The sequence below is a fragment of the Clostridium kluyveri DSM 555 genome, from assembly GCF_000016505.1.
Taxonomy (GTDB): domain Bacteria; phylum Bacillota; class Clostridia; order Clostridiales; family Clostridiaceae; genus Clostridium_B; species Clostridium_B kluyveri.
The window spans coordinates 2,059,464-2,081,733 of sequence record NC_009706.1 but is presented as its reverse complement, the minus strand read 5'-3'; the positions used below and the strand labels follow the sequence as shown (position 1 = coordinate 2,081,733).

General features: G+C 29.9%; 28 protein-coding genes and 1 riboswitch. Of the genes, 13 read left to right on the top strand and 15 right to left on the bottom strand.

Annotation, left to right across the window (positions count from 1 at the left end):
- Positions 1-85 precede the first annotated feature (85 nt).
- Together CKL_RS10015 and CKL_RS10010 are read left to right on the top strand one after the other, a co-directional pair.
- A complete protein-coding gene (locus CKL_RS10015) occupies positions 86-1,534 on the top strand; it encodes an amino acid permease (protein ID WP_012102377.1) in 1,449 nt (482 codons plus the stop codon).
- Positions 1,535-1,649: 115 nt separating this feature from the next.
- Complete coding sequence (locus tag CKL_RS10010; protein WP_012102376.1) at positions 1,650-3,362, top strand: methyl-accepting chemotaxis protein; 1,713 nt, start codon at positions 1,650-1,652, stop codon at positions 3,360-3,362.
- Between the two features lie 40 nt (positions 3,363-3,402).
- Here the strand turns inward: CKL_RS10010 and thiT are convergent, their stop codons facing one another.
- Positions 3,403-4,035, bottom strand: a complete 633-nt coding sequence (gene thiT, locus CKL_RS10005) for an energy-coupled thiamine transporter ThiT (protein ID WP_012102375.1) — start codon at positions 4,033-4,035, stop codon at positions 3,403-3,405.
- A 66-nt stretch (positions 4,036-4,101) separates the two neighbouring features.
- A riboswitch (TPP riboswitch) is annotated at positions 4,102-4,200 on the bottom strand.
- Positions 4,201-4,306: 106 nt separating this feature from the next.
- Here thiT and CKL_RS10000 point away from each other — a divergent pair.
- Both CKL_RS10000 and CKL_RS09995 read left to right on the top strand, forming a co-directional pair.
- Entirely contained in the window at positions 4,307-4,948 is a 642-nt protein-coding gene (locus tag CKL_RS10000) for a lactate utilization protein (protein ID WP_012102374.1), read from the top strand.
- Between the two features lie 191 nt (positions 4,949-5,139).
- On the top strand, positions 5,140-6,246 hold the full coding sequence (locus CKL_RS09995) for a Ger(x)C family spore germination protein (RefSeq protein WP_012102373.1): 1,107 nt from the start codon (positions 5,140-5,142) through the stop codon (positions 6,244-6,246).
- A 130-nt stretch (positions 6,247-6,376) separates the two neighbouring features.
- On the opposite strand, the gene CKL_RS09990 is transcribed toward CKL_RS09995, so the two are convergent.
- The 3 genes from CKL_RS09990 to CKL_RS09980 all read right to left on the bottom strand — a co-directional run bounded on the left by CKL_RS09990 (position 6,377) and on the right by CKL_RS09980 (position 8,587).
- Positions 6,377-6,670 carry a hypothetical protein gene (locus CKL_RS09990; RefSeq protein WP_012102372.1) on the bottom strand — a complete coding sequence of 98 codons (294 nt, stop codon included), beginning with the start codon at positions 6,668-6,670 and terminating at the stop codon, positions 6,377-6,379.
- 555 nt (positions 6,671-7,225) lie between these two features.
- Positions 7,226-7,684 (bottom strand): GtrA family protein, encoded by a 459-nt coding sequence (locus CKL_RS09985; RefSeq protein WP_012102371.1) that lies wholly within the window; start codon positions 7,682-7,684, stop codon positions 7,226-7,228.
- A gap of 150 nt (positions 7,685-7,834) precedes the next feature.
- Positions 7,835-8,587: an NYN domain-containing protein gene (locus tag CKL_RS09980; protein ID WP_012102370.1), complete on the bottom strand. Its 753-nt coding sequence runs from the start codon at positions 8,585-8,587 to the stop codon at positions 7,835-7,837.
- Between the two features lie 550 nt (positions 8,588-9,137).
- Between CKL_RS09980 and rbr the strand changes: the two genes are divergently transcribed.
- The 3 genes from rbr to CKL_RS09965 all read left to right on the top strand — a co-directional run bounded on the left by rbr (position 9,138) and on the right by CKL_RS09965 (position 11,070).
- Positions 9,138-9,722: a rubrerythrin gene (rbr, locus tag CKL_RS09975; RefSeq protein ID WP_012102369.1), complete on the top strand. Its 585-nt coding sequence runs from the start codon at positions 9,138-9,140 to the stop codon at positions 9,720-9,722.
- A 297-nt stretch (positions 9,723-10,019) separates the two neighbouring features.
- Positions 10,020-10,373: a CidA/LrgA family protein gene (locus tag CKL_RS09970; protein WP_012102368.1), complete on the top strand. Its 354-nt coding sequence runs from the start codon at positions 10,020-10,022 to the stop codon at positions 10,371-10,373.
- Entirely contained in the window at positions 10,366-11,070 is a 705-nt protein-coding gene (locus tag CKL_RS09965) for an LrgB family protein (RefSeq protein ID WP_012102367.1), read from the top strand. Before CKL_RS09970 ends, CKL_RS09965 begins: the two co-directional genes overlap by 8 nt.
- Positions 11,071-11,131: 61 nt before the next feature.
- Here the strand turns inward: CKL_RS09965 and CKL_RS09960 are convergent, their stop codons facing one another.
- The 3 genes from CKL_RS09960 to CKL_RS19840 form a co-directional block, all read right to left on the bottom strand.
- On the bottom strand, positions 11,132-12,085 hold the full coding sequence (locus CKL_RS09960; protein ID WP_012102366.1) for an alpha/beta fold hydrolase: 954 nt from the start codon (positions 12,083-12,085) through the stop codon (positions 11,132-11,134).
- Positions 12,086-12,216: 131 nt separating this feature from the next.
- Positions 12,217-12,453, bottom strand: coding sequence for a hypothetical protein (locus CKL_RS09955; RefSeq protein WP_012102365.1), 237 nt, complete (start codon positions 12,451-12,453; stop codon positions 12,217-12,219).
- Positions 12,454-12,559: 106 nt separating this feature from the next.
- Positions 12,560-12,913: an EamA family transporter gene (locus CKL_RS19840; RefSeq protein WP_012102364.1), complete on the bottom strand. Its 354-nt coding sequence runs from the start codon at positions 12,911-12,913 to the stop codon at positions 12,560-12,562.
- Between the two features lie 6 nt (positions 12,914-12,919).
- Here CKL_RS19840 and CKL_RS09950 point away from each other — a divergent pair, with 6 nt between their 5' ends.
- The 3 genes from CKL_RS09950 (at position 12,920) to CKL_RS09940 (ending at position 14,717) form a co-directional block, all read left to right on the top strand.
- Positions 12,920-13,099 carry a helix-turn-helix domain-containing protein gene (locus CKL_RS09950; protein ID WP_081427977.1) on the top strand — a complete coding sequence of 60 codons (180 nt, stop codon included), beginning with the start codon at positions 12,920-12,922 and terminating at the stop codon, positions 13,097-13,099.
- A gap of 227 nt (positions 13,100-13,326) precedes the next feature.
- Positions 13,327-13,632, top strand: coding sequence for a DUF6506 family protein (locus tag CKL_RS09945; RefSeq protein ID WP_012102363.1), 306 nt, complete (start codon positions 13,327-13,329; stop codon positions 13,630-13,632).
- 155 nt (positions 13,633-13,787) lie between these two features.
- Complete coding sequence (locus CKL_RS09940; RefSeq protein WP_041700806.1) at positions 13,788-14,717, top strand: carbon-nitrogen hydrolase family protein; 930 nt, start codon at positions 13,788-13,790, stop codon at positions 14,715-14,717.
- A gap of 74 nt (positions 14,718-14,791) precedes the next feature.
- Here CKL_RS09940 and CKL_RS09935 read toward each other — a convergent pair whose 3' ends face one another.
- Together CKL_RS09935 and CKL_RS09930 are read right to left on the bottom strand one after the other, a co-directional pair.
- Positions 14,792-15,277, bottom strand: coding sequence for an FAD-dependent oxidoreductase (locus CKL_RS09935; protein WP_012102361.1), 486 nt, complete (start codon positions 15,275-15,277; stop codon positions 14,792-14,794).
- Positions 15,252-16,991 (bottom strand): recombinase family protein, encoded by a 1,740-nt coding sequence (locus CKL_RS09930; protein WP_012102360.1) that lies wholly within the window; start codon positions 16,989-16,991, stop codon positions 15,252-15,254. Before CKL_RS09930 ends, CKL_RS09935 begins: the two co-directional genes overlap by 26 nt.
- A gap of 137 nt (positions 16,992-17,128) precedes the next feature.
- On the opposite strand from CKL_RS09930, the gene CKL_RS20785 reads away from it, so the two are divergent.
- Positions 17,129-17,290, top strand: a complete 162-nt coding sequence (locus CKL_RS20785) for a hypothetical protein (protein ID WP_172634760.1) — start codon at positions 17,129-17,131, stop codon at positions 17,288-17,290.
- 189 nt (positions 17,291-17,479) lie between these two features.
- On the opposite strand, the gene CKL_RS09925 is transcribed toward CKL_RS20785, so the two are convergent.
- A complete protein-coding gene (locus CKL_RS09925; protein WP_012102358.1) occupies positions 17,480-17,665 on the bottom strand; it encodes a hypothetical protein in 186 nt (61 codons plus the stop codon).
- 184 nt (positions 17,666-17,849) lie between these two features.
- Here CKL_RS09925 and CKL_RS20780 point away from each other — a divergent pair, with 184 nt between their 5' ends.
- Positions 17,850-18,011 (top strand): hypothetical protein, encoded by a 162-nt coding sequence (locus CKL_RS20780; protein ID WP_012102357.1) that lies wholly within the window; start codon positions 17,850-17,852, stop codon positions 18,009-18,011.
- A gap of 31 nt (positions 18,012-18,042) precedes the next feature.
- Here CKL_RS20780 and CKL_RS09920 read toward each other — a convergent pair whose 3' ends face one another.
- From CKL_RS09920 to CKL_RS09900, 4 genes are all read right to left on the bottom strand, one after another.
- Positions 18,043-18,612: a hypothetical protein gene (locus CKL_RS09920; protein ID WP_012102356.1), complete on the bottom strand. Its 570-nt coding sequence runs from the start codon at positions 18,610-18,612 to the stop codon at positions 18,043-18,045.
- A 251-nt stretch (positions 18,613-18,863) separates the two neighbouring features.
- Positions 18,864-20,498: an SNIPE associated domain-containing protein gene (locus CKL_RS09910; protein ID WP_012102355.1), complete on the bottom strand. Its 1,635-nt coding sequence runs from the start codon at positions 20,496-20,498 to the stop codon at positions 18,864-18,866.
- A 28-nt stretch (positions 20,499-20,526) separates the two neighbouring features.
- Positions 20,527-20,829, bottom strand: coding sequence for a hypothetical protein (locus CKL_RS09905; RefSeq protein ID WP_012102354.1), 303 nt, complete (start codon positions 20,827-20,829; stop codon positions 20,527-20,529).
- 92 nt (positions 20,830-20,921) lie between these two features.
- Positions 20,922-21,563, bottom strand: coding sequence for a helix-turn-helix domain-containing protein (locus tag CKL_RS09900; protein WP_012102305.1), 642 nt, complete (start codon positions 21,561-21,563; stop codon positions 20,922-20,924).
- Positions 21,564-21,720: 157 nt separating this feature from the next.
- Here CKL_RS09900 and CKL_RS09895 point away from each other — a divergent pair, with 157 nt between their 5' ends.
- Entirely contained in the window at positions 21,721-21,975 is a 255-nt protein-coding gene (locus CKL_RS09895) for a hypothetical protein (protein ID WP_012102353.1), read from the top strand.
- A gap of 16 nt (positions 21,976-21,991) precedes the next feature.
- On the opposite strand, the gene CKL_RS09890 is transcribed toward CKL_RS09895, so the two are convergent.
- Complete coding sequence (locus tag CKL_RS09890; protein WP_012102352.1) at positions 21,992-22,258, bottom strand: hypothetical protein; 267 nt, start codon at positions 22,256-22,258, stop codon at positions 21,992-21,994.
- Positions 22,259-22,270: the final 12 nt, after the last annotated feature.

Below are 22,270 nucleotides of genomic sequence, written 5' to 3'. Positions count from 1 at the left end.
TAGGTACCCATTTTTTATATTTTGGGTATATTTTTTTATTATTGAGACATACTACTTCTAGAATTATATAAGCTGGAGGTGAACTATGGAAAAAAAGCATAAGGGATTATCTGTGTTACAGCTTACAATGATGGCTCTTGGAACTATAATTGGAGGTTCTTTTTTTCTGGGTTCTTCTGTGGCTATTCATGCTCTGGGTCCTTTTATAATTATTTCCTATGTATTAGGAGGAATTTTAGTATATTTTATTCTTTCCGCACTTTCAGAGATGACAGTGGCAGATCCGTCACCTGGTTCTTTTTTTACGTTTACCAGAAAGGCCTTTGGTTCAAGAGCTGGATTTACTGTGGGATGGGTCTACTGGACTGGTATGGTTCTTGCTATGTCCAGTGAAGCTGCAGCTGTATCTATTTTGATTCGCAGATGGTTTCCTGGCATATCCATATCTTTTTTAGGAAGTATAATTATCATTATAATTACGCTGCTTAATTTGTTAGGTGCTGATAAATTAAGTAAGCTGGAAAGTGGTCTTGCTGCTGTTAAATTGCTTGCAGTGGTATCCTTTATAATTATGGCCCTTCTTTTAATTACAGGTCTTTTAAGGCTGAATACCGGTGCAGTGGATGTTAAAGGTGTAAAACTTTCTTTTTTGCTTCCAGGAGGAATAAAAAGTATTGCAGGAAGTATGCTTACGGTTATGTTTGCCTATGCAGGCTTTGAAATAATAGGCCTGGCAGCTTCAGAGACTGATAATCCAAAAGAGACGATTCCAAGGGCTATAAAATATACTGTGTTAAGTCTTGTGATTCTTTATATAGCTTCCATTTATGCAGTTCTTTTGTTAATTCCTACTGATATTCTTGGTGAAAATGTAAGTCCTATGGTAGCTGCGCTTAACAGATGGGGAATGAACTGGACTGGAAATGTGATAAATATAGTAATGGTTATAGCAATACTTTCTACAATGCTGGCGGCTATGTTTGGTATAGGAAGGATGATTCGCTCTCTTGCAGATGAAGCTTATGCTCCCAGATGGCTAAAGGATAACACAAATATTCCCTACAAAGGTATGGCGTTTTCTGGTGCAGCTATGTTTTTAGGATTGATGCTGGGGCTTTTATTTCCAAGGGTGTATTTATTTTTAGTGAGCTGTGGAGGATTTTCTCTGCTTTTTACATATGTAATGATTGTAGCTTCACAAATTCGGATGCGTAAAAATCATGTGTATGTTATAGAAAAAAAACAGTACAGCTATATTTCATGGATTACTGTTATAAGTCTTATTGTTATCATTTTAAGCATGCCTTTTATTCCTGGCCAGGCATCAGGTCTCATAGCAGGCATTATAATTATTGCCTTTTATTCAGCAGCATACACAATTATGAAATACTACATAAAAATTAAAAAACACGGTGAATTGAAGGATAAATTTAATGCAAAAGAACGTAAAACTGGTTTTCTTATGGAACTTTCTAAAGAATTCATTGAGAGAAGAAAAGTTTTTAAAAGGGATAAGAAAAAATATGATAAATGAAGTATTAAAAATATGTTCTTAATATTACACCCTATATTAAAGTTGAACATAATCTATAAGGATAAGTTAATTATTACAAATTGACAGATTCACACCACAGAGGAGGAAAATCAATATGAATTTTCTAAAAAACACGAAGGTGAAAGTAAAGTTAATTTTATCCTTTGCCATTGTTGCTATATTGATTACAGTAGTTGGAGTTATAGGAATGATGTCGTTGAAAACCATAAGTTCAAATTCTGATGATATGTATAATAACAAATTGAAGAGAATCTATATGTTAACAAATATGAAACAAAATTTCACTGAAATTAAAAGTGATATTTTTCAACTCATCTATGAAAAGGATTCTTCTAAAAGGAGTGAACTGGAGAAGAATATAAAAAGTGATATGGCGTTAAATGAGAAAAATATGCTTGACTATGAAAAGTTTGTTATGAATAATGTTGAAAAGCAAATATGGCCAACCTATAGAAGCCAGTTTAATGAATATAAAAATATAATAAATAATATTATTAATTTTATTAATAATGAAAATTTTGATGAAGCAATTAAAGAGTATAATAAGATACTAACTCTTAGAGAAATAATGGTGGGAAATGTTGATAAATTAATGAATAAACAGGTGAAAAGTGCGGAAGAAGCAAATTTAAAAAATAATTCCTTATATTTAGAAAACAATAAAATTATGCTCGTATTTATGATTGGAGGATTACTGCTTGCAGTGGTGCTTGGACTTATTATTTCAAAGGATATAAACATTCCTTTGATGAAAATAAAATCCTTTGCAGAAAAACTTGCTTTGTACGATTTTTCTGCTCCCATTGTTATTACGAGAAGTGATGAATTCGGTAAAACAGGAGTAGCTTTAAATACTGCTCTTTTAAATGTAGATAGTCTTATCAAGGATATTATGGCAAATTCTCAGGAAATTAGTGCATCTAGTGAAGAACTTTTTGCAACCGTAGAAGAATTGTCTATAAAAATTGAAAAAATAGATAATTCATTAAATAATATAATTGTTGGAATTCAGGACACAAGTTCCTCCTCAGAGGAAATAACATCTTCTGTAGAAGAAGTTAACTCAGGTATCAATGAACTATCTGAAAAAGCAGAGAAGGGAAGTAATAATGCAAATGAATCTAAAAAAAGGGCAGCTTTGGTTCAGCAAAAAGGGAAACAAGCCATCAAAGAATCTAAAGATTTATATTTCAAGAAGAAAAATAATATGCTGCAGGCAATTAAAGAAGGAACTGTAGTTGACAATATAAAAGTTATGGCAGACACTATTTCGGATATAGCAGAGCAAACAAATTTATTGGCATTAAATGCTGCCATAGAAGCAGCCAGAGCAGGTAAACAGGGCCGAGGATTTGCTGTAGTGGCAGAAGAGGTGAAAAAGCTTGCAGAACAATCCTCTAAATCTGTAACAAATATAAAGGATACTGTTATAAAGGCTGAAAATGCATTTAAAAATTTATCCGAAAATGGCAATGAAGTATTAAGATTTATAAACGAAAACATTCATGGCAGATTAGAAGAGTTTGGAATCATGGGAGATCAATACCAAAATGATTCAAGTTTTTTAAGCACCATGTCATTGGATATAGCAGCTATGTCTGAAGAGATTACCGCAGCAGTGAATCAAGTGAATCAAGCAATGCAGAATATGTCACAAATTGCCGAGCAATCTAGTGAAAATGCAGAAACTATAAAATCCAGGTTAGATGAGACAACTGAAGAAATAAGACAGGTAGCTGTAGTTGCACAAAATCAGGCAGAACTTTCTCAAAGTCTCAATGAAATGGTGCAGAAATTTAAAATTTAATTTCAAGGCTAATGGCCTTAGAGCTATTAGCCTTGTTAGCTCAATTAGATATCATTTTTTTATTTATAATTGTTTCTAAATGTTTTACGGGAAGTACTATCATTATTGCAATACATATTGCACCTTCAACAGCTATGAATATGCCATTTAAGGTGAGAGAATAAATTGCAGGAGACATTCCTTTGGGTGCAAAGCTTCCGAAAAAGATTACTCCAGATATAAAGTGACATATAAATCTTCCCAAAATAGCTAGAAATGTACCTACAATTTTTCTGTTCCTAAAATATCCTGCTATACCTAAGGCCATAAATGGCAGAGGGTAGTCAAATATAACTTGTATAGGATGAAGTATGTATGGATCTAGTATTAAGGTTATAATTCCATATAAAAATCCAGTAATAAAACCAACTTCCGGGCCATAAAGCAAAGCCATAAGAAGTATAGGTACCATGCTTCCCAAGGTTACACTTCCACCTTGAGGAAGATGATATATTCTAAATATTTTAAGTATGGTAGCCAGTGCCAGTGCTATACCTATTTGAGTGACAAGCTGCGTAGTAAATTTAACATTTTTAACTTTCGCCCAGAACAGGATAAAGATAATAACGGCGATTAGTGCAAAAATAGAAGTTGGGTGAGATAAAATCTCTGTAAAATTTTTTATTAAAGACATTAAAAACCTCCTTTACTCAGCTAAGGTGCTAAAAGAGCCGCATTCCATGGGAATACGACTCATTATTTTTCTAAAAATCCGCTTCCCTACGCTGGTGTTATCCAGATCAGGTAGAAGGGTTAACAACTGGTGTTTCTCAGCCACAAGGCACCCCTAGCATTAAGTATTTAATTATTATATAATCATTATAATATATAATATGTCATATTTCAATTATATGAATAGGACAATGTAATAATTATAGTTTGAAGTAAATTTTGGAGGTGGCCTTATGGATAAAAATATTTTCTGGGTAAATGACAAAAAAATAAAAAGAACTATTGAGGCATTGAAAAAGAACAACATGAATGGGTTTTATGTGAAAGATAGACAGGAATTTTTCAGTAAAATAGAGCAGTTGGTGAAAAAAGATTCTGTGGTGAGTTGTGGAGGGTCTGCTACCTTAGAGCAAACCGGTATACTGGAATATCTAAGAGGTGGCAGGTATAAGTTTTTAGACAGGGCAGCAGAGGGTGTAACTCCAGAGCAAAAAAAGCAGATACACAGAGAAACTTTTTTTGCAGACGCATTTTTTACTAGTGTTAATGCCTTAACTGAAGAAGGAGAACTGTTTAACGTAGATGGTACAGGCAATAGAGTAGCAGCTATGCTCTTTGGGCCTGATAAGGTTATTGTAGTCTGTGGAGTAAATAAAATTGTAAAAAATCTAGAAGAAGCCATAGAGAGAAATAAGAGAGTGTCTGCTCCTGCCAATGCCAGGAGACTCAACTGCAATACCCCCTGTACTACTACAGGCCGTTGTATGGATTGCAGCAGCAAAAGTAGAATATGTAACGAGTATACTTTAATAAGGAACCAACTTGATGATTCGAGGATTTACGTATTTATATTTAATGAAGATTTAGGATATTAAATTTATCTGAAATATACAATTAGCTTAATGTTCCCAGCGTCTTAAACCATCGAAAATACCGCAGTGTTCATATATATTTGAATACTGCGGTATTTCTGGTTATGACAGTAAATCAAGTGATTTAGTCGGATAAATATTTCAATAATTTTAGGGAATTATAAATATAAATTCGATTTTAAAAGGTGATAGTTATGAATAAATTCAAGGTTTTCTTGCATATTGCTGTAGTTATAATATTTATTTTGTGTTTTTTAGGCACAAGTGGAATGCTTGTAGAAAACATGGAAATACCAGTGGGAGTGGGAGCTGATATAGAAAAGAGTTCTAATAATATATCTTATAGTATACCTCTTTTAGTATATTCTTTTGAAAATGTAAATCAAGTAATGAGTACTACTATTATTGGAAGTAATGGCAATTTAGGACAGACAATTCAAAATAGACAATTAAAAGAGGGAAAAAAATCAACTTTAGGGCTTAATAGAGTATTTTTATTTAGTGAAGAAACTGCAATGTTCGGGATAAAAAATTTTTTAGATATATGGGTAAAGAATCAAGCTACAAATGACAGGGCGTTATGCGCAGTATGTAAAGGAAAAGCTGAAGACATATTCAAATATAAAACTAAAGAGTACTCTAATGCTGCGGAATATATTGAGGGAATGATAAAAAATCTGCGTGAATACAACTTTTTTTCTATGCAGTATACTGCTATGGATTTAATAGTTAGAGTGGATGCAGAGGGAAGAAATGTATTATTACCTTATATAGAGTTAAAGGATAATAGCATAGAAACTACGGGTCTTGCCATATTCAGAGGAGATGTTATGGTGGGAAAAGCGGATATGAATGAAACAAGGATAATTAATATTTTAAAGGAAAGCAGAGTTAGGGGAATATTAACATTACAAAAGGATTCAAAACATTATATAAATTGTTATGCATATTCAAAAAGAAAAGTTAAATGTTATGAAGAAGATGGAAAATATAAATTTATAATATATTTAGATATACAAGGGAACATGATGTCCAATGAATTATACAGCGATTTATCTTCAAATCCTCAGCTATTAAAAAAATATGAATCAGATATGAGAAATTATGTAGAAAAAAAAGCTAATGAAGCTATAAAAAATATTAAATGCAAGTATAAAACGGATGTTTTAGATTTGGGTAAAATTGCAATATCAAAATATGGAAGAGGTACCGGTACGGATTGGGATAAAGTGATATGCGATTCTGAAATACAGGTTAATGTGAAATTCAAGGTAAATACTGAAGGCAGGGGAGATTATTAATATATATCAATTTGATTATGAAATACTTTTTAAATCGAGGGATATTAGAATTTATGTCACACGTAAATAATATTTTACGTGTGACTAAATAATTATTAGATGGTTATTTTAATTTAAATAGATGTTAATTTTATTTTGTACAGTTAACTCCTAAATTACTAAGTGCTGAATAATCAAAGTTTCCACAATCGTAGTTTACTCCATTGACATTTATACAATTAGAAGATGTGGTGCAGTTTTTAGAATCTTTGCAATTAGTAGGGTCTGTACAATTATTTGATGCCGTTGAAGGGCATGAAGATTGACAGAGCAGGGATATATTTTTTGCATCGGATGCATGAACACTTGTGGCAATTCCTGTATTTAATAATAATGGTGCTGCAAGTATTAAAGCTGAAAGCAATTTGTGTTTGAATTTTAACATTTTTAATTCCTCCTAATTTCTATTATCATAATAATTTTTAATTTGTTTTTCACCTTTAGATTTCATTTTCAGAAATTTAGGCTTATCTATGGTTGTTATATTAACAGTATTTTTAGGGTGTATCATTATTAAGTTAATGGATTTAAAGGGGTAAAAATGCTTTAAAACAAATTTGATCATTATATATAATAAGCTGTCAAGGAAATTTAATTATATATAAACTAATTATGGTAATATATTTTTTGGAATACATACAATACAATGGAAAATAGCTATAAAAATCACCTTATTTTATAAGTGTATGAAACATAGTAATATACAATGATAAACATGAATATATGTGGAACCCAATTATAAAAATACAAATAATCATATATATAAAATGAAATATAAATTTTTTCATTAAATTAAAAACATACACTTTTTTAAAAAATGTAAGAATACTATTGGTATAATTAACATATTTTATACTTAAAAACCATTTTGCAGAAATTAAGAGAAAATTTTTTAAGAAAAGAATAACTATGAAGGAATTTATTTCATAAGATTTAAATTTTATGCTGCCTTTTTAGTAGTATGCACTGAATTTATAAATCTGCCAAAAACCCAAAATCTATATCCTAAAAAGTTAACCCCTTGAGCTAATACCATAGAAATAATTTTTGCTAAGAGAGAATTGAAAGAATTATCCATTAATATACTTAATCCTATTAAGCTGATACTCAAAGAGGCAGAGTTAACTGCAATGAATTGAATAATTTCCTTTAGTGTTTTCTTTTTTACTTCTGTATCCTTAAAAGTCCAGAATTTATTTAGAATGTAGCTGTTTAAGGTACCGCCACCATAGGAAACTATCTGACTTATAATATAGTTGACACCAAACAGACTATTTAATATACAAAACAGTATAAAATCAATTATAGTGTTTAAACCGCCTACACAACTGAATTTTGTAATATGTCTAAATTTTTTACTATTCACAAAGGTATTATAGATATTTTTAATAATAGTCATATATATTTCACCTCTCCTAAATTTATATATTTAAATAATAACAGGAGAATGTAGCGAAATAATGGCATAATTATGTTAAAATAATGTGATTTTCAGATTGTAAAAGTTAGGTATAAAACTTAATTTATGCCTAACTTTAATCAATTTCTTTCAGTCTTTATTTCTAATATATTTAAGACTTATACTTGGATTACTGGTCCTTATAGATCTAATTTCAAAATGTTTTAAGGAAGACACAAAAGGAGTAAGTTTTGAGTAACCGTAGTTTCTGGTATCGAAGTCTGGATATCGTTTATTAAGGGTACTGCCCACTTCACCTAAAAATGCCCAGCCATCTTCATCGGATATTTCGGTGATAATAGTTTTTATGGCTTCTATTAATTTATCCATACTTGTCATTCCCACCTTTGGTTCTTCCTGTTTTTGGGACTCTTTGTTATTTGTATTTTCAGCAGGTTTTGAAGCCATTGAAGCCAATACTTCAAGGTATTTAAATTTTTCGCAGGCAGATATAAAAGGGGTAGGGGTTTTCTTCTCTCCCATGCCAATAACAAACATACCCGCTTCTCTTAAGCGTGCTGCCAGCTTAGTAAAATCACTATCGCTGGATACGATGCAGAACCCATCAACATTATTTGAATAGAGTATATCCATAGCATCAATTATAAGAGCGGCATCTGTTGAATTTTTTCCTGTAGTATAACCATATTGTTGTATTGGACTAATGGAATAATTGAGCAATACATTTTTCCATGAAGCTAACTGAGGCTTGGTCCAGTCACCGTAAATCCTTTTATAAGTTGGCGTCCCATGATTTGAAATTTCATCAAAAATGTACTTTATATATTTTTCAGATACATTATCAGCATCGATTAAAACAGCAATTTTTTTATCTTTATCCATGATCTATCTCCTTCACATCTGAATATTTTTGAAACTATTTTACCATAGACCTGTATAATGAAAGGCTCTTCAATAATTATATATCTATTATAATACACATTATAAGTATATCAGTTTTTTTATTTATAAATTTTTAAAAAATATAAATAATATTTCTTATTCAATTGAATATTTATTAGAAGATTATATAGGAAGATTGTAATTAATATTGATTTGGCGATTCTTGTGAATAATCCCATGATTATTTTGATTTAAAATAGTATTTCTTGTAGAATTATTTTCATATATGTAGTAATATAATACATACATATATGTCACTTTGAAACACCTTGTATTTAGTTTCATATTAGTTAAACTAATATAACTATTTAAGGGTGTTTCCGATTTTTTGTTTAAATATTTTGTACATTTTATAAGAATAAGGGTTAATATGTAAATTAAGATGTTTATAATAGTTGAATATAATGTAAATATATTATAAGATATTATTATAACCACAAATCAAGAAAAAATTGTTTAATAATAAAATTTATTTTAGGAGGTAATTTTTATGGCATCTTTAAAAGGTACAAGAACCGCTGAAAACTTAATGAAAGCTTTTGCAGGAGAATCTCAAGCAAGAAACAGATATACTTATTATGCGTCTATTGCTAAGAAGGAAGGATATGTCCAAATTTCCAATATATTTTTAGAAACTGCGGAAAATGAAAGGGAACATGCAAAGAGATTTTTCAAATTTTTAAATAATGATCTACAAGGGCAATCTGTAGAAATAAATGCCTCTTATCCAGTTTCTCTGGGGGATACTAAAACCGTTTTAAAATCTGCTGCTGCAGGGGAAAATGAAGAGTGGTCCCAGCTTTATCCTGCATTTGCTGATGTAGCCGATGAAGAAGGATTTTATGCCATAGCAGTGGTTTTTAGAAAAATAGCTGAAGTTGAAAAACACCATGAAGAAAGATATTTAGAATTACTTAAAAATGTAGAAAATGGTACTGTATTTAAGAAAGATGAAGTAGTTAAATGGAAGTGTTCTAACTGTGGATATATTCACGAAGGAAGTTCAGCACCAGAAGCTTGTCCTGCCTGTGCACATCCTCAAGCATATTTCGAGATATTTACAGAAAAATATTAATAGTTTATGTTTAAATAAAACCTGCACCATAGTTACAGTGCAGGTTTTTACTATATTTAGTATGATTAATATAGTCTTGCAAGTAAATGATATCATTAAAATAAATTTTATTCAATAATAAGTTTAAGAAATTTGTATTAAATCTAAAAATAAGGAATTTACATAAAATACAGTATATCAAAAATATTATTAATTCTATATTGGCATAAAAATCAGAAGGAATATAGAGTTTTGTGTAGAAATAAATTATTTATAGTGGAGGGATTAAATAAAACATAAAAGTAAGTAGGTGGTATAATGAAATATTTGAGGCAATTAATGATTATTTTAGCAATGTGCTTTTTAGGGCAGTTATTAGAGAGGATATGTCCTATACCTATTCCAGGTATTGTCATAGGGTTGATTTTACTTTTTTTAGCACTATGTACAGGTATAATTAAGATTGAAATGATAGAAGATATAAGTAATGTATTATTGTCACATATGTCTTTTTTATTTATTCCAGCAGGAGTAGGCCTGATGATATCATTTAATGTATTAAAAGGGAAATGGATAATTTTTATGTTTATAGTTGTTATTTCTACTATAATAGTTTGGATTGTGACTGCTTATGTAGTTATTCTCTTAAGAAAGGTGCATTTAAATGAATAATTTAATTAACACTGGGGTATTTGGAATATTAATATCATTGATTGCTTATGAAATAGGGATGTACATAAATAAAAAGACCAATATTTCTATTTTTAATCCATTATTAATTGCAATAGCTTTAATAATGTTTTTTTTAACAAGCTTTCATATAAAATATGAAAGTTTTAATATTGGAGGTGATATAATATCATTTTTTTTATATCCTGCTACAGTGGCACTGGCAGTGCCTTTGTATAAAGAATTTTCTTTATTTAAGAAAAATGTTATACCTATTTTTACAGGCATATTGTGCGGCTGTATTATGGGAATTGTGTGTATTATTGCGTTTTCAAAATTTTTCAAGTTATCTAACGTACTCATACAGTCTTTAATACCTAAATCTATAACTACTCCTATTGGAATGGCTTTGTCAAAACAGCTGGGAGGAGTGCCTTCTATTACAGTTATTGCTATTATAATGACGGGAATATTAGGTTCAGTTGTAGGACCCTTTTTATTTAAGATTTTAAAAATCAAAGATAAGGTTGCCTTTGGAGTTGCTATGGGTACTTCTTCTCATGCTATTGGTACAGCTAAAACTATGGAAATAGGAGAAATTGAAGGAGCCATGAGTGGACTAGCTATGGCTATTTCAGGAATTGTCACTGTTCTTATAGCACCTGTTTTATGGAAGATAGCTCTTATGATTTTGAAATGATGATTTTTATATTCAGATGGAGAAAGCACTCCAGACTGCAAACTCCATCTGAAGCTCTGAATCACTTGATAGTATGATTTTTACTTTTGAGATAGTTCATAACGTAAGTTCTCATTTCATTCATGGCATTAGAATCCCTTACCATTTCACCATGGGTGTAGGAAGTGTGTACTACACTAAATTTATTATTTACATGGTCAAATTTATCAGATTTTGTCTTTAAAAAGTTAACTAAGTCTAATACATTATCTTCTGTCATATCTGGAAGCAATTCTGCTTCAGATGGATCTATCCCAAATTCCGATGGATTTTCTTTAATCATAGATATAATTTTTGCTAATGAGGGAGTGTCTGTGGAAGGATCTCCTGTGAAATTTTTTGTATCTGCGGAAACCAGCAGTACATTTTTATTTATATTCCAGGTTTTGGTTATATCCTTATCCCAGAACATATTTATATACTGCATCTGCTCATCTTTTGATAAACCTGATTCTGGATCATATTCTAGAATAGCACTAAGATTTTTTGTCATATTAAATTGCTCAAGATCTTTGAAATTATAGTAGGCTCTATCAAGCAGCACTATATCTTTTACTCTATCTGGATATTTTTTAGCAAACATCATGGCCGTATCTGCGCCAAAAGAATGCCCTACCAGATGTACTTTTTTTATACCGTATGAATCTAAAACTTCTTTTATTAAGTCCAGTTGAGTATTCCATGAAACCAGGGGTATATGACCACTGTTGCCATGATCTAGATAATCTAAAGTTATTGTCATATAAGGGTTGCTTTTATCATACAAAAATTCCCCATGATTGTGATTACCTCCCAGACCATGTAAGAATATAATTGCTTCTTTTTTATTTGGAGAGTAATTATAGGCTTCAGTATATATTTTTACTTTTTTGTAGCTTATATATTTTTGCTTAATGCTGCTGGCGGATTTACAAGGCATTGTTGTGAAACTTAAAATTAATATACCAATAAAGGTTAGTTTAAGAAAATTTTTCATGATAGAATTCCTCCTAAAAATAAGTTATAATTACATATTATTCCATATAAATTTTTTATTTCCTTCTAATTTTTGTAAAAAATTTCATTATAAAAGCACATGGATAGTAAAAATTATCCATGTGCTATAAATCATTTTTTGAGATCTTTAATTTGTTTCTGAAGGTCTTTAATTTGATTCTTTTTTTCTTCAGAAGATTTAAGATTTTCTTGTTGGGATGCAATATTAAGTATGTTAGATGAAACTGCAGTTAAAAAATTTCCCAATACATTGTTCTCATCAGAAGATTTTCCTTCTGTAAGTGCAAGTGCAATTAGATTTGCTAAAATGGACAGATCTTTAGGAGTTATTGAATCAAAAAGTGACATTACAATTCACCTCAGATTTATTATATTAAAATAAATTAAGTATAGTTACCACATGTTTGATTTATGTATAAAATTTAAATAGTTCAAGAATACAATATGATTAATTTTATTCATATACCAGATCCTTATTTTTTACAGCGAATAAAATTATAATTGCAACTATAATACATAGTGTTCCTAACCATTGGAATACACTAAAATGAACATGCAGCCATATCACGGATAAAAAGGCTGCAGATAAAGGTTCAACAGAGGATAATATACTTGTTTCTGTTGGCTGTATATATTTTAAACTTTCGCTGTGAGGATTGCCTTTTGTAATGATAAAAAATGTACCTAATATTGCTAGTATGACAGATAGGTTTTCTTGCAGTGTTGGGATTTTTTGGTGGAAATAGTTAGATAAAAGGTAATTATTATGGGTGATAAATGAAGTATAGTGGCTGTCGCTGCATTTCAATATTTAATGGAATATAGAATTTTAAAAGCATGTGAATTGCTTTTAAAAAGTAAAGATGATTCTATTTCTAATATTGCTTTTCAGGTAGGTTTTAATGGGACAAGTTATTTTGGTAGGGTATTTAAAAAATATATGAAGTGTACTCCTTCTGAATATAGGAGCAGATACTTAAAATATTACAAATGATTATTGATATATACTTAGTAGATTAAAAGATTTAATAGGAAAAATGGTTTTAGAAAATTCATTAGTGTGATATTGACATATATAGTATAATTATACGTGAAGATTGTTAAATTGGGAAGGCATGTATATATATCAATATATGATAAATTATAAAATAAAATTTGTTCATAGCACTGAATTTTATTATGTTTTGTGCCTTGAATGAAGTGAAAGGAATGATCATAAAAATGAAAGTCAATGCTGCATTTATATTTGTTGCTCCAGAAGTTGATTATAAAATTCATAGAACAGTGATAGATACACCTGTTTTGCAGTTAACTGTAGTAGGAGTAAAGAACTATAGTGAAGCTGAAACAGCTGCAGTGGAACTGGTTTCTCAAGGTGTAAAGGCTATAGAACTTTGTGCAGGATTTGGAAATGAAGGTATAGCACTTGTGAGTAAGGCTGTAAGGGGAAAAGCATCTGTTGGCGCTGTAAAATTTGACCATCATCCTGGATTTGATTTTAAAAGTGGGGATGAACTCTTTAAGTAATTAAAGTGTTTCTAGCTTAAAAATGCACTACTTGGCAAAGGGTGCATTTTTAGTTTTTGGGATCTTTATTTTTGTTGTCATTAGAGTTAAGTGCACTGACCTTTAAAGTTTATCAGTGAGAAAATAATTTGTTAAATTATTATAGGAGTGATATTATGGCAAAAAATTCTATTAAATCAGTGAGAGTTGCAGCTGTTCAAACATCACCAGTTATTATGAACCTTGATGATACTGTTGAGAAAACTCTTACATTAATTAAGAAAGCAGGGGAAATGGAAGCTAGTATTGTAGTTTTTCCTGAGGCATTTATTTCTGCGTATCCAAGGGGACTTTCTTTTGGATTTGTTGTAGGAAGTAGAACTATGGAAGGACGTAAAGATTGGCAGCGTTACTATGAAAGTTCCGTAGCAGTTCCCGGAGATATTACAGATATTCTTGGAAAAGCAGCTCAGGAAGCAGATGTCTACTTATCTATTGGAGTTGTAGAAAAAGACAGCAGAGAAATAAACAGAACACTTTATTGTACAAACTTATTTTTTGGACCTGATGGAAAACTTTTGGGAAAACATAGAAAACTTAAACCAACTGGAACAGAACGTTGTGTGTGGGGTGAAGGGGATGGAAGTACTCTTACAGTAATTGATACACCTTATGGCAAAATGGGATCATTAATATGTTGGGAAAATTACATGCCTTTAGCCCGTGCGGCTTTGTATGCAAAGGGAGTGACAATCTATGTAGCACCTACGGCAGATTCAAGAGAAGAATGGCAGTGTACAATGAGACATATTGCTTTAGAAGGAAGATGCTTTGTAATTGGATGCAACCAATATGTGGAGAAAAGTATGTATCCAACAGATCTTAATTATTATTATGAATTGCAATCACAACCTGAAATTATGTGTCCTGGGGGAAGCTGTATAGTTGATCCTTTTGGACAATACGTAATTGAACCTGTTTATAATAAGGAGGACATACTTGTTGCAGATTTGGACTTAGATAAAATTGTTCAGAGCAGAATAGATTTTGATGTATTTGGTCATTATTCCAGGCCTGATGTATTTGAACTTATTGTACATGAATAACAGAAAGACAGGCAATATATAAGATGTAAAAAAGTACTTAGATTTATGTAAAATCAAATCTAAGTACCTTACCTTTAAATTAGACTCTTATTAAATATATTTAATAAACCAAGGGCAGATATTCTATTTTTAATATCTACTGAATTTATGGTATATAATCCTGTTTTTTTCATTCTCTCAAAATATTCCGAACCGGCAAAAGTATACCTGTTTTTTCGTCCTTCCTTAGTACGTATTTTATAATTTGCATAGCCTATTATATCCCCTATGACTGTGTCTTTTGGAAGGATTAAAGTAGGCATTTCAAGTGCACATCTTACAGCATTATGTCCTGCAAGAGAACCTGTACAAATAGCTTCAGTATGACCTACAAATAATCCACTTTTTTCTCCTGCACAAAATAGATTTTCTACGTTGTTTACTTTTAAGTCATCAGAAACTGGTGCCACAGATAAATATCGTATAGAATTTCCTTTACCTCCAGAATAAGGATCTATAAATTTGGCATTTTCTAAACCAGGTATTTTTCTTAATTTATCTAAGGGGTAATAAGAGGTCATAAGTTTTACGTGTGCTAGGTGAACAAAACTGCAACATAGTATTGGAAAAATCTATATCAGGTAATTCAATTTCTTCAAAATCATCTTTATCGGAACCTATAAATTTTATAAATACTTTTCCGTTGTTGTTTTTGTCTCCGTACCAGTATATAACATCTATCAATGTATTAATAATCTGTTTTTGTTTGACACGTGGGAGCTCATCTATTACTGCACAATCGCATAATATATTTTCTATTAAATCTAAGTTGATTTTTTCCACTTTATCCTTTTTGCTTTCATCATCAAGAACAGTTAGCCTCTTTTCGATTTCTATGCATTCATTTTTTATAGATTTAATTTTATCAATCATTACATCTTCTATATCCTTACTTTTTGAAAGCATATTTAGTAGATTATCAATTTGATTTTTCTTTTCGGTTAAAGCTTTATCTAGTAACATTTTTTCGCTTTTGCTATCATCTTTTAATTTAGAATTATAATTTTCTTTCAACCTATCCATAAATTCTTTTTGTTCATTGCCCAGCTTTTTTAAGCTTAATAATACCAAACTTTCAAGTTCTGCAGCTTTAGCATTTTTATTATCGCAAAATTTTTTGTGTGATTTTCGTTTTAGTGAGCACACATAATAGAAGAGTTTTTCTCCAGTAAGTTTAGAAACTCTTCCATGTTGTACTAGCATATATTCTTTACACCGGCCACATTTTAATTTTCCAGTCAATAAAGCATTATGGGTTTTACCTAATCTAGGAAAAGTATCTTTATTTCTATCAAATTGACTCTGAACCTTTAACCATAGGTCAGGTTCCAGTGCTCCCGTTATATTGCTTACAGAAGCGAATCGTTCGCTTTCGGGATTGAGGGATTTAGTACGCTTACCATTTCTTATTACTTGTCTAGTTTTATTGTATGTGAGTAAGGAATGAATATTATCTGCTTCACCATAAATGTTCCATCCATTCGATTCCAAATATTCAATTACTGCTGCATTAGCTTTTACATATATAGGATTCTGGAGGATGATTTTTAAAGTGGATTTTTCAAATAAAATATTATTTTTTGATTTTATTTGATTTTCAGTCATATATACTTCTAACTTATGGAGGCTACCAACTTCTAAATATTTTTCATATAAAAATTTAACGAAGTCCATTTCCTCCTTATTTATTTCAAGAATAGAAAATTCTCTTTCTAAACCAGATTTATCTCTGTATTTTTTTCTTTTAGAGGTAAATCCTAAAGGTATTTTTCCTCCGGTCCATCTACCATTCTTAGCTAATTCAAGCATATTATCTTTTACACGTTCTGCGATCGTCTCTCTTTCTAGCTGTGCAAAGACACTGGCAATATATATCATGGCCTTTCCCATTGGGGTACTTGTATCAAACTGTTCTTTTATGCTTATGAAACTTACATTGTAATTTTGCAATAATTCTAAAGTAGAGGAAAAATCAGATACATTTCTGCTGATACGATCCAACCTATAACATACTAAATAATTTATCTTTTTAAGTTTTATATCTTGAATTAACTTTTTAAATTGAGGCCTGTTTATTGTGCTACCACTAAAGCCTTCATCTTCATAAATTAAAAAATCGACATCTCCCTCTAAATGATTCATAATATACTGCTTACACATTTCTATTTGGTTTTCTACAGAATCCCCCTTGCCGGTAAACTTTGATTTTCTGCTGTATATAGCTACTTTTAGCATTACTTTTAACCCCCTTTGTAGCATTTATTTTATTATATCATTTTTTATAAACTTAAAATTATCTAGTGTGAAGTAACAATATTAGTAAATCTAACATAACATAAGATGGATATGTTTTTAATACAGGAGTTGTTTGAATGTATTCAGTTATTATTTCAATTCCAAAAAATAAAGAAGAACTGAAAAAAAGATATGCAGAACTTCTTGCAGATGCGGTAACAGAGGAATTAACACATGAGGAGCTTGGATACTTGATATCTGAATTTGATAGGAGAAAGGGAATTAAAAATAATAAGTAAATTACTTGAAAGATTATAAAATGAGTAACCATAGATACATAAACATCTTATAATTTGATTTTAAAATTAAGGCTAAACAAGTTTAAATTTAATATAATTGTGGTATAATATATTTAAAAGAAGCCGTTACGGTTTTTAAAGTTAACTATTTTTAGCGTTTAAAAATGCACTTAGTCGAAGGGTGCATTTTTAGTTTTTTGAGTTTTTATCTTTGTTATCGTCAACGGTAATTGAAATTTCATTATCGCCAACTTTAGAGCTGTTCTTATATTTAAGAATAGCTTTTTCTTTTAAGTATGCAAGCATAGCAAAAATACCTACTATGCCGATTATAGTAACGCATACCATAGCTGCAATAACAATATATCCACCCACACTGCCACCTCCTCTGCTGTCAAATTAACCGCAACGACCTCTTTTGTAAGAGATAAAACACTGGGAGATGGCCAACTAAAAAACATTTTTATTCTCTTGATCTATATTATATCATATATAGAAATTATTTCTCTTTTAAATTAAGAAGTGATATAATGTAATAAAATATGGAGAGGTTTTTGCTATGCAAACTATAAATGTTAGTTTAACGTTAGAACAAATCCAAACAATTATAGAAGCTTTAGAATTTACTGATTCTGAATTTAGCTCCTGTAATGAATACGAATTTTCGGATGAAGCTAAAATATGTAGACATCTCAAAAGTATTATTGAAAAAAATAATTAAAAAAGAGTATCTACTAGAATTTTTACTAAACCTAATCTTTATAATCAGATAAAAACTCAAGCATTTTAGTTCCGAATTCAGATAGTATATATTCTGTTTTTATATCTGTGCCAGTTTTAAGATCACCCCAGTTAAAAGGGTTGGTATAATTTTTATATATAAGAAGTCCCATAGCTACAAGTTTATTTTTAGCAACTATAGTGGTACTCTCAGAGTATGTGTTCATAGGTTGAGAATTATCACTATAACTTTGCAAAACTATGTATTCAAGATAGCTCATGTTGCTAAGTGTTTTTAAGAAAAATTCATTTGTATATATGTCGTTAGATAAATTCTTATAAGCATTTGCCCACAATTGTATTTTATCTCCAATTAGTTCATTACTTACTTTATCTATGATATAATGTAACTGTAATTTAAGATTATTGTCAGAATGTATTTTGTCTAGTAACTTGTCAATATTCTCTTTTGATAAATCTCCGTTTAATATTTTACCAATGAATTGCTCAGAGTTTTTCTTTCTAAAGGTTGAGTATCCTTTTAGAAAGATTTCAATGCCTTTAAATATTGCAGTTATCATATTTTGATCTATATCATTCATTAAAATACCTCCAAAGGTGGTGAGATTTTGTATATTTATTTTATTAGTGCTGTTATTTTAGGATTAATTATATGCCTTTTTTCGGCACTTAAACGTATAGTTATACTAGAGTATCAAATTAATCATTTACTAGTGACAATATTTCCAGAGGAAACTGCAAGAAAATTGATAGATGTAAAATTTACGGATACAAATGAGCCTTTAAAAAAATAGGCTCTTTTATTTATTAAATTTATATTGAACTAACTATTTTAAGAAGCTATTGGGTTATCATCTGTATTTATCATCTTTAAACTTTGTCTATATTCACAGGCTTCCGCAATCTTGGTAAATTCAACTACCTCATTGAAATTTTTCTTTACTTCTTCTTCAATTTCTTTTAGAGAAACTTTAAAAAATTCTTTTCTAGCATTTATTCTATTAACACGTCTATCGTCAAATTTTTTATGTAGAGCATTTTCTAAAGAGGGAGCATCCTCACTAAAAATCATAGCATGTACATCAAATTTAAAAGGAACTGAGGCATCTCCTAATTCTCTAACTCTTTCATCAGGGTTTAATCGTCTAGTCATTCCGATTTTATATATATTTTCTCCAAAAGATCCTATATTAGAGATTATGTATACATAGCCGGCGCGGGTATTTTTCTCTCTATTAGCTATATCTTCTTTATCTTTTCCTAATTGATTCAATGACATTGTAAGTGCGTTTAATTTATCTAATAATTTAGATTTTTCATCTTGGTTAGCTGTAGATAATTGCTCATTGATATCTTTAATTGCATTTTGAAAATGATTTTCCTCTTTTTCAATCTTTTTCTTGGCATTTTCAATTTCTTTGAGAGCTTTAGCCTCTTCACGCATCTGTTCACGTATTGCCAATTGTTCGTCTTTTTCTTCCTGCTTTTTAACTTCATATTCATAAGCAAGTTCTAATTCCTGAATTTTTAAGTTTAAATATTCTGGTTCTATTGATATTTTCATTCTTTCCCCTAATTTATTTAAAGTTTCAAACGACTTATTGATTCTTTTTCTCATGCTTTCAATATTACTGAATTTCACTTTTGATATAGCAGCTTCACATTCATTGTTAAACGAACGTAGTATAAGTTTTATGTTATCGTTAGTCATAGCTTTACCTTTTGCAACACTATCTTCTACTATCCAGCCATCAAAAAATGATACTGCCGTTTTGTTTTTTACCATTTGTTTTTGTGAGGTTCTTATTTCATCAAGTTTAACTTTATAGGCTGTAGAACTGGTTAAGTTATATTGAGGAGTATATAATCCAACTGATTGAAATAAAAGTTCATCATCTAGTATAATTAATTCTTTTCGTTTTTCTTCTAATTCATGTGCAATTTCTTTCTTCTTAACAGATAATTCCTTTTGCTTTTCTTGTAGCTCGTGATCAAGTTCTTCTTTTTTAGAAACTAATTCTTTGGCAAGTCTGATAGATTCGTTATTTTTATTAATTAATGACTGTTGTTCAGCTATTGTTGAATTTAAGTCATGGACATTTAGCAATAACTCTTCATTTTGTTTTAATAATGATTCATTATCAGAAGAGAGTTTGCTATTTTCATTTTTGTTTTTATTGAATAGTTCCGTAATATTATTTAACTCTTCATTTATGTTTTTTAGTTTTTCTCTTGAATTGTTAATTTCAACATTAATTTTTCCCAACTCTTCTTTTTTAGCGCCTAATGATTCACTCTTTAATTTTTCAATTTTTAAAAATAAAGTTTTTTGGTCTTCTTTAATTAATTTATCTTGTTTTATACTTAAAATCAGCAAAATAATTCCTATTATTCCGGGAATTATAAAAAACCAAAAAGCAAACATTAATGCAATAATCCAAGTTTGTAAATACCATTTCTTCTTCATGAACAATTACCTCCATTTATAACGAATTTTATTTAGAAGTATGGCGATAATATGATTTTAATTTTTCCTTTTTTATTTTAATTTCTTTTCTGTCTAATGTCTCTTTAAGTTCATGACTTCTTTTAGTTTTTAATTCAATTGCGTAATCTAAAGCTTTTAGAGATTCTTTCTTAATCTTAATTTCATTATCCAACTCTGATAGTTCAGTTTTTAAATCAAGATATTTAATTTCTTCTTTATGATATTTTAGTTTTAGTTTTTCAAACTCAGATTTTAAATTGAATATTTCTTTTTCTAAAGCCAAAACTTTTTCATTTTTGAATGATCCCATAAACATCTCCCCCCTTGTTTATTAAACTTATATCCAATTAGCTTTATAGCTATAAAGGTTTCAGTATTTTTTCTTCTTTTTCTTCAATTCATTCAACAAACGCCTTGATCCAAGGTAGCTGATTGTTCGTCTTTATTCTTATCCAGGCTATCTTTTAATTTTAATAGCTCAATATATTTTTCAAGTTCTTCTTTACTTTCAGGACTTAGGTCTTCAATTTTTTCCATGAAAGATTTTTTATTTTCAACTTTAGAATCATTTCTTTTGTTCGAAACACCTAATATATAATCGCATGAAACATCAAATATTTTAGATAATTTAATTAATATTTCATCCGTAAGAGGAACTTTACCATTTTCATATTTTGATATAGCAGCCCTTTTAACATTTAATAATTTACCTAAATGATCTTGAGTCCAGTTCATTTCCTCTCTCAATTCTTTTATCTTATTACCAAAAGGATTATTATTAAAATTATCAGTTGTAATATATTCATCTTCATTATCAGTGTCAATATAACCTGCAGCTCTCATTAAATCTTCATAGGTCACATTATTATGAGCTTTTGAAGCTAATCTTTTTAGAATTTCAGGAGAGGGCGGATTAGATATTTTCATATTAATACATTTTGAAATATATCCACGACTTACGCCACTGTCCTTAGAATATTCCTCTTTTGTTCTTTTACCAAGTGCCGTTTCTAATATATTTTTAAAATGTACTTTATCAAACAATTAAATCACTCCTTAGATTAATTTTATATCAATCGTGAAAAAAAGCAACATTTTATAGTGTAACTTTTTTTCACGTAAAAAGTATTGACACCTTAACAGGAAGATGGTATTATTCAAGTATGGAAACGTGAAAATATGAACGAAAGGAGATGATATAATGCAGCCTAATATTTCTGCTCTAAGAAATTTAGTAAACCAGTGTTTTAAGGGAAATAAAACATCATTTGCCTTAGCTTTAGGTATTGACAGAGGTCAGGTATCAAAGATATTGAAAGATGGCACTGGTGCCGGAGCGCAGTTTTTTGGGAAACTTATGGTATATTGTGAAAACAATGAATTAAATTTTAAAGACTTTATTTTTTTACCCAATTGCGTTCCTACAAGAACGAAAAATGAGGAGGTAGCGAGCTAAAGAGATATAGTTCCATCTACCTAACACCCTTAAGAAAAGCTATGTCGGTCATGTTCTTGCCAGCAACAGCTTCCACCATAGTTAAATCTTTTGATATGGTATCAATTTTACCTTCAACTGATGCGACCCTATGGTTGAGTTGATCAAGTAAAGCTTTATGTTCTTGTGAACTATGCTCTAAAGCTTTGAGTATTTGAGTATTTTCTTGAACTTGAGATTGAATTGAATCAACCTTATTTGAAAGATTGTCTAATACATTTAATATTTTTTCTTCATTGTTCATAGTAAAGACTCC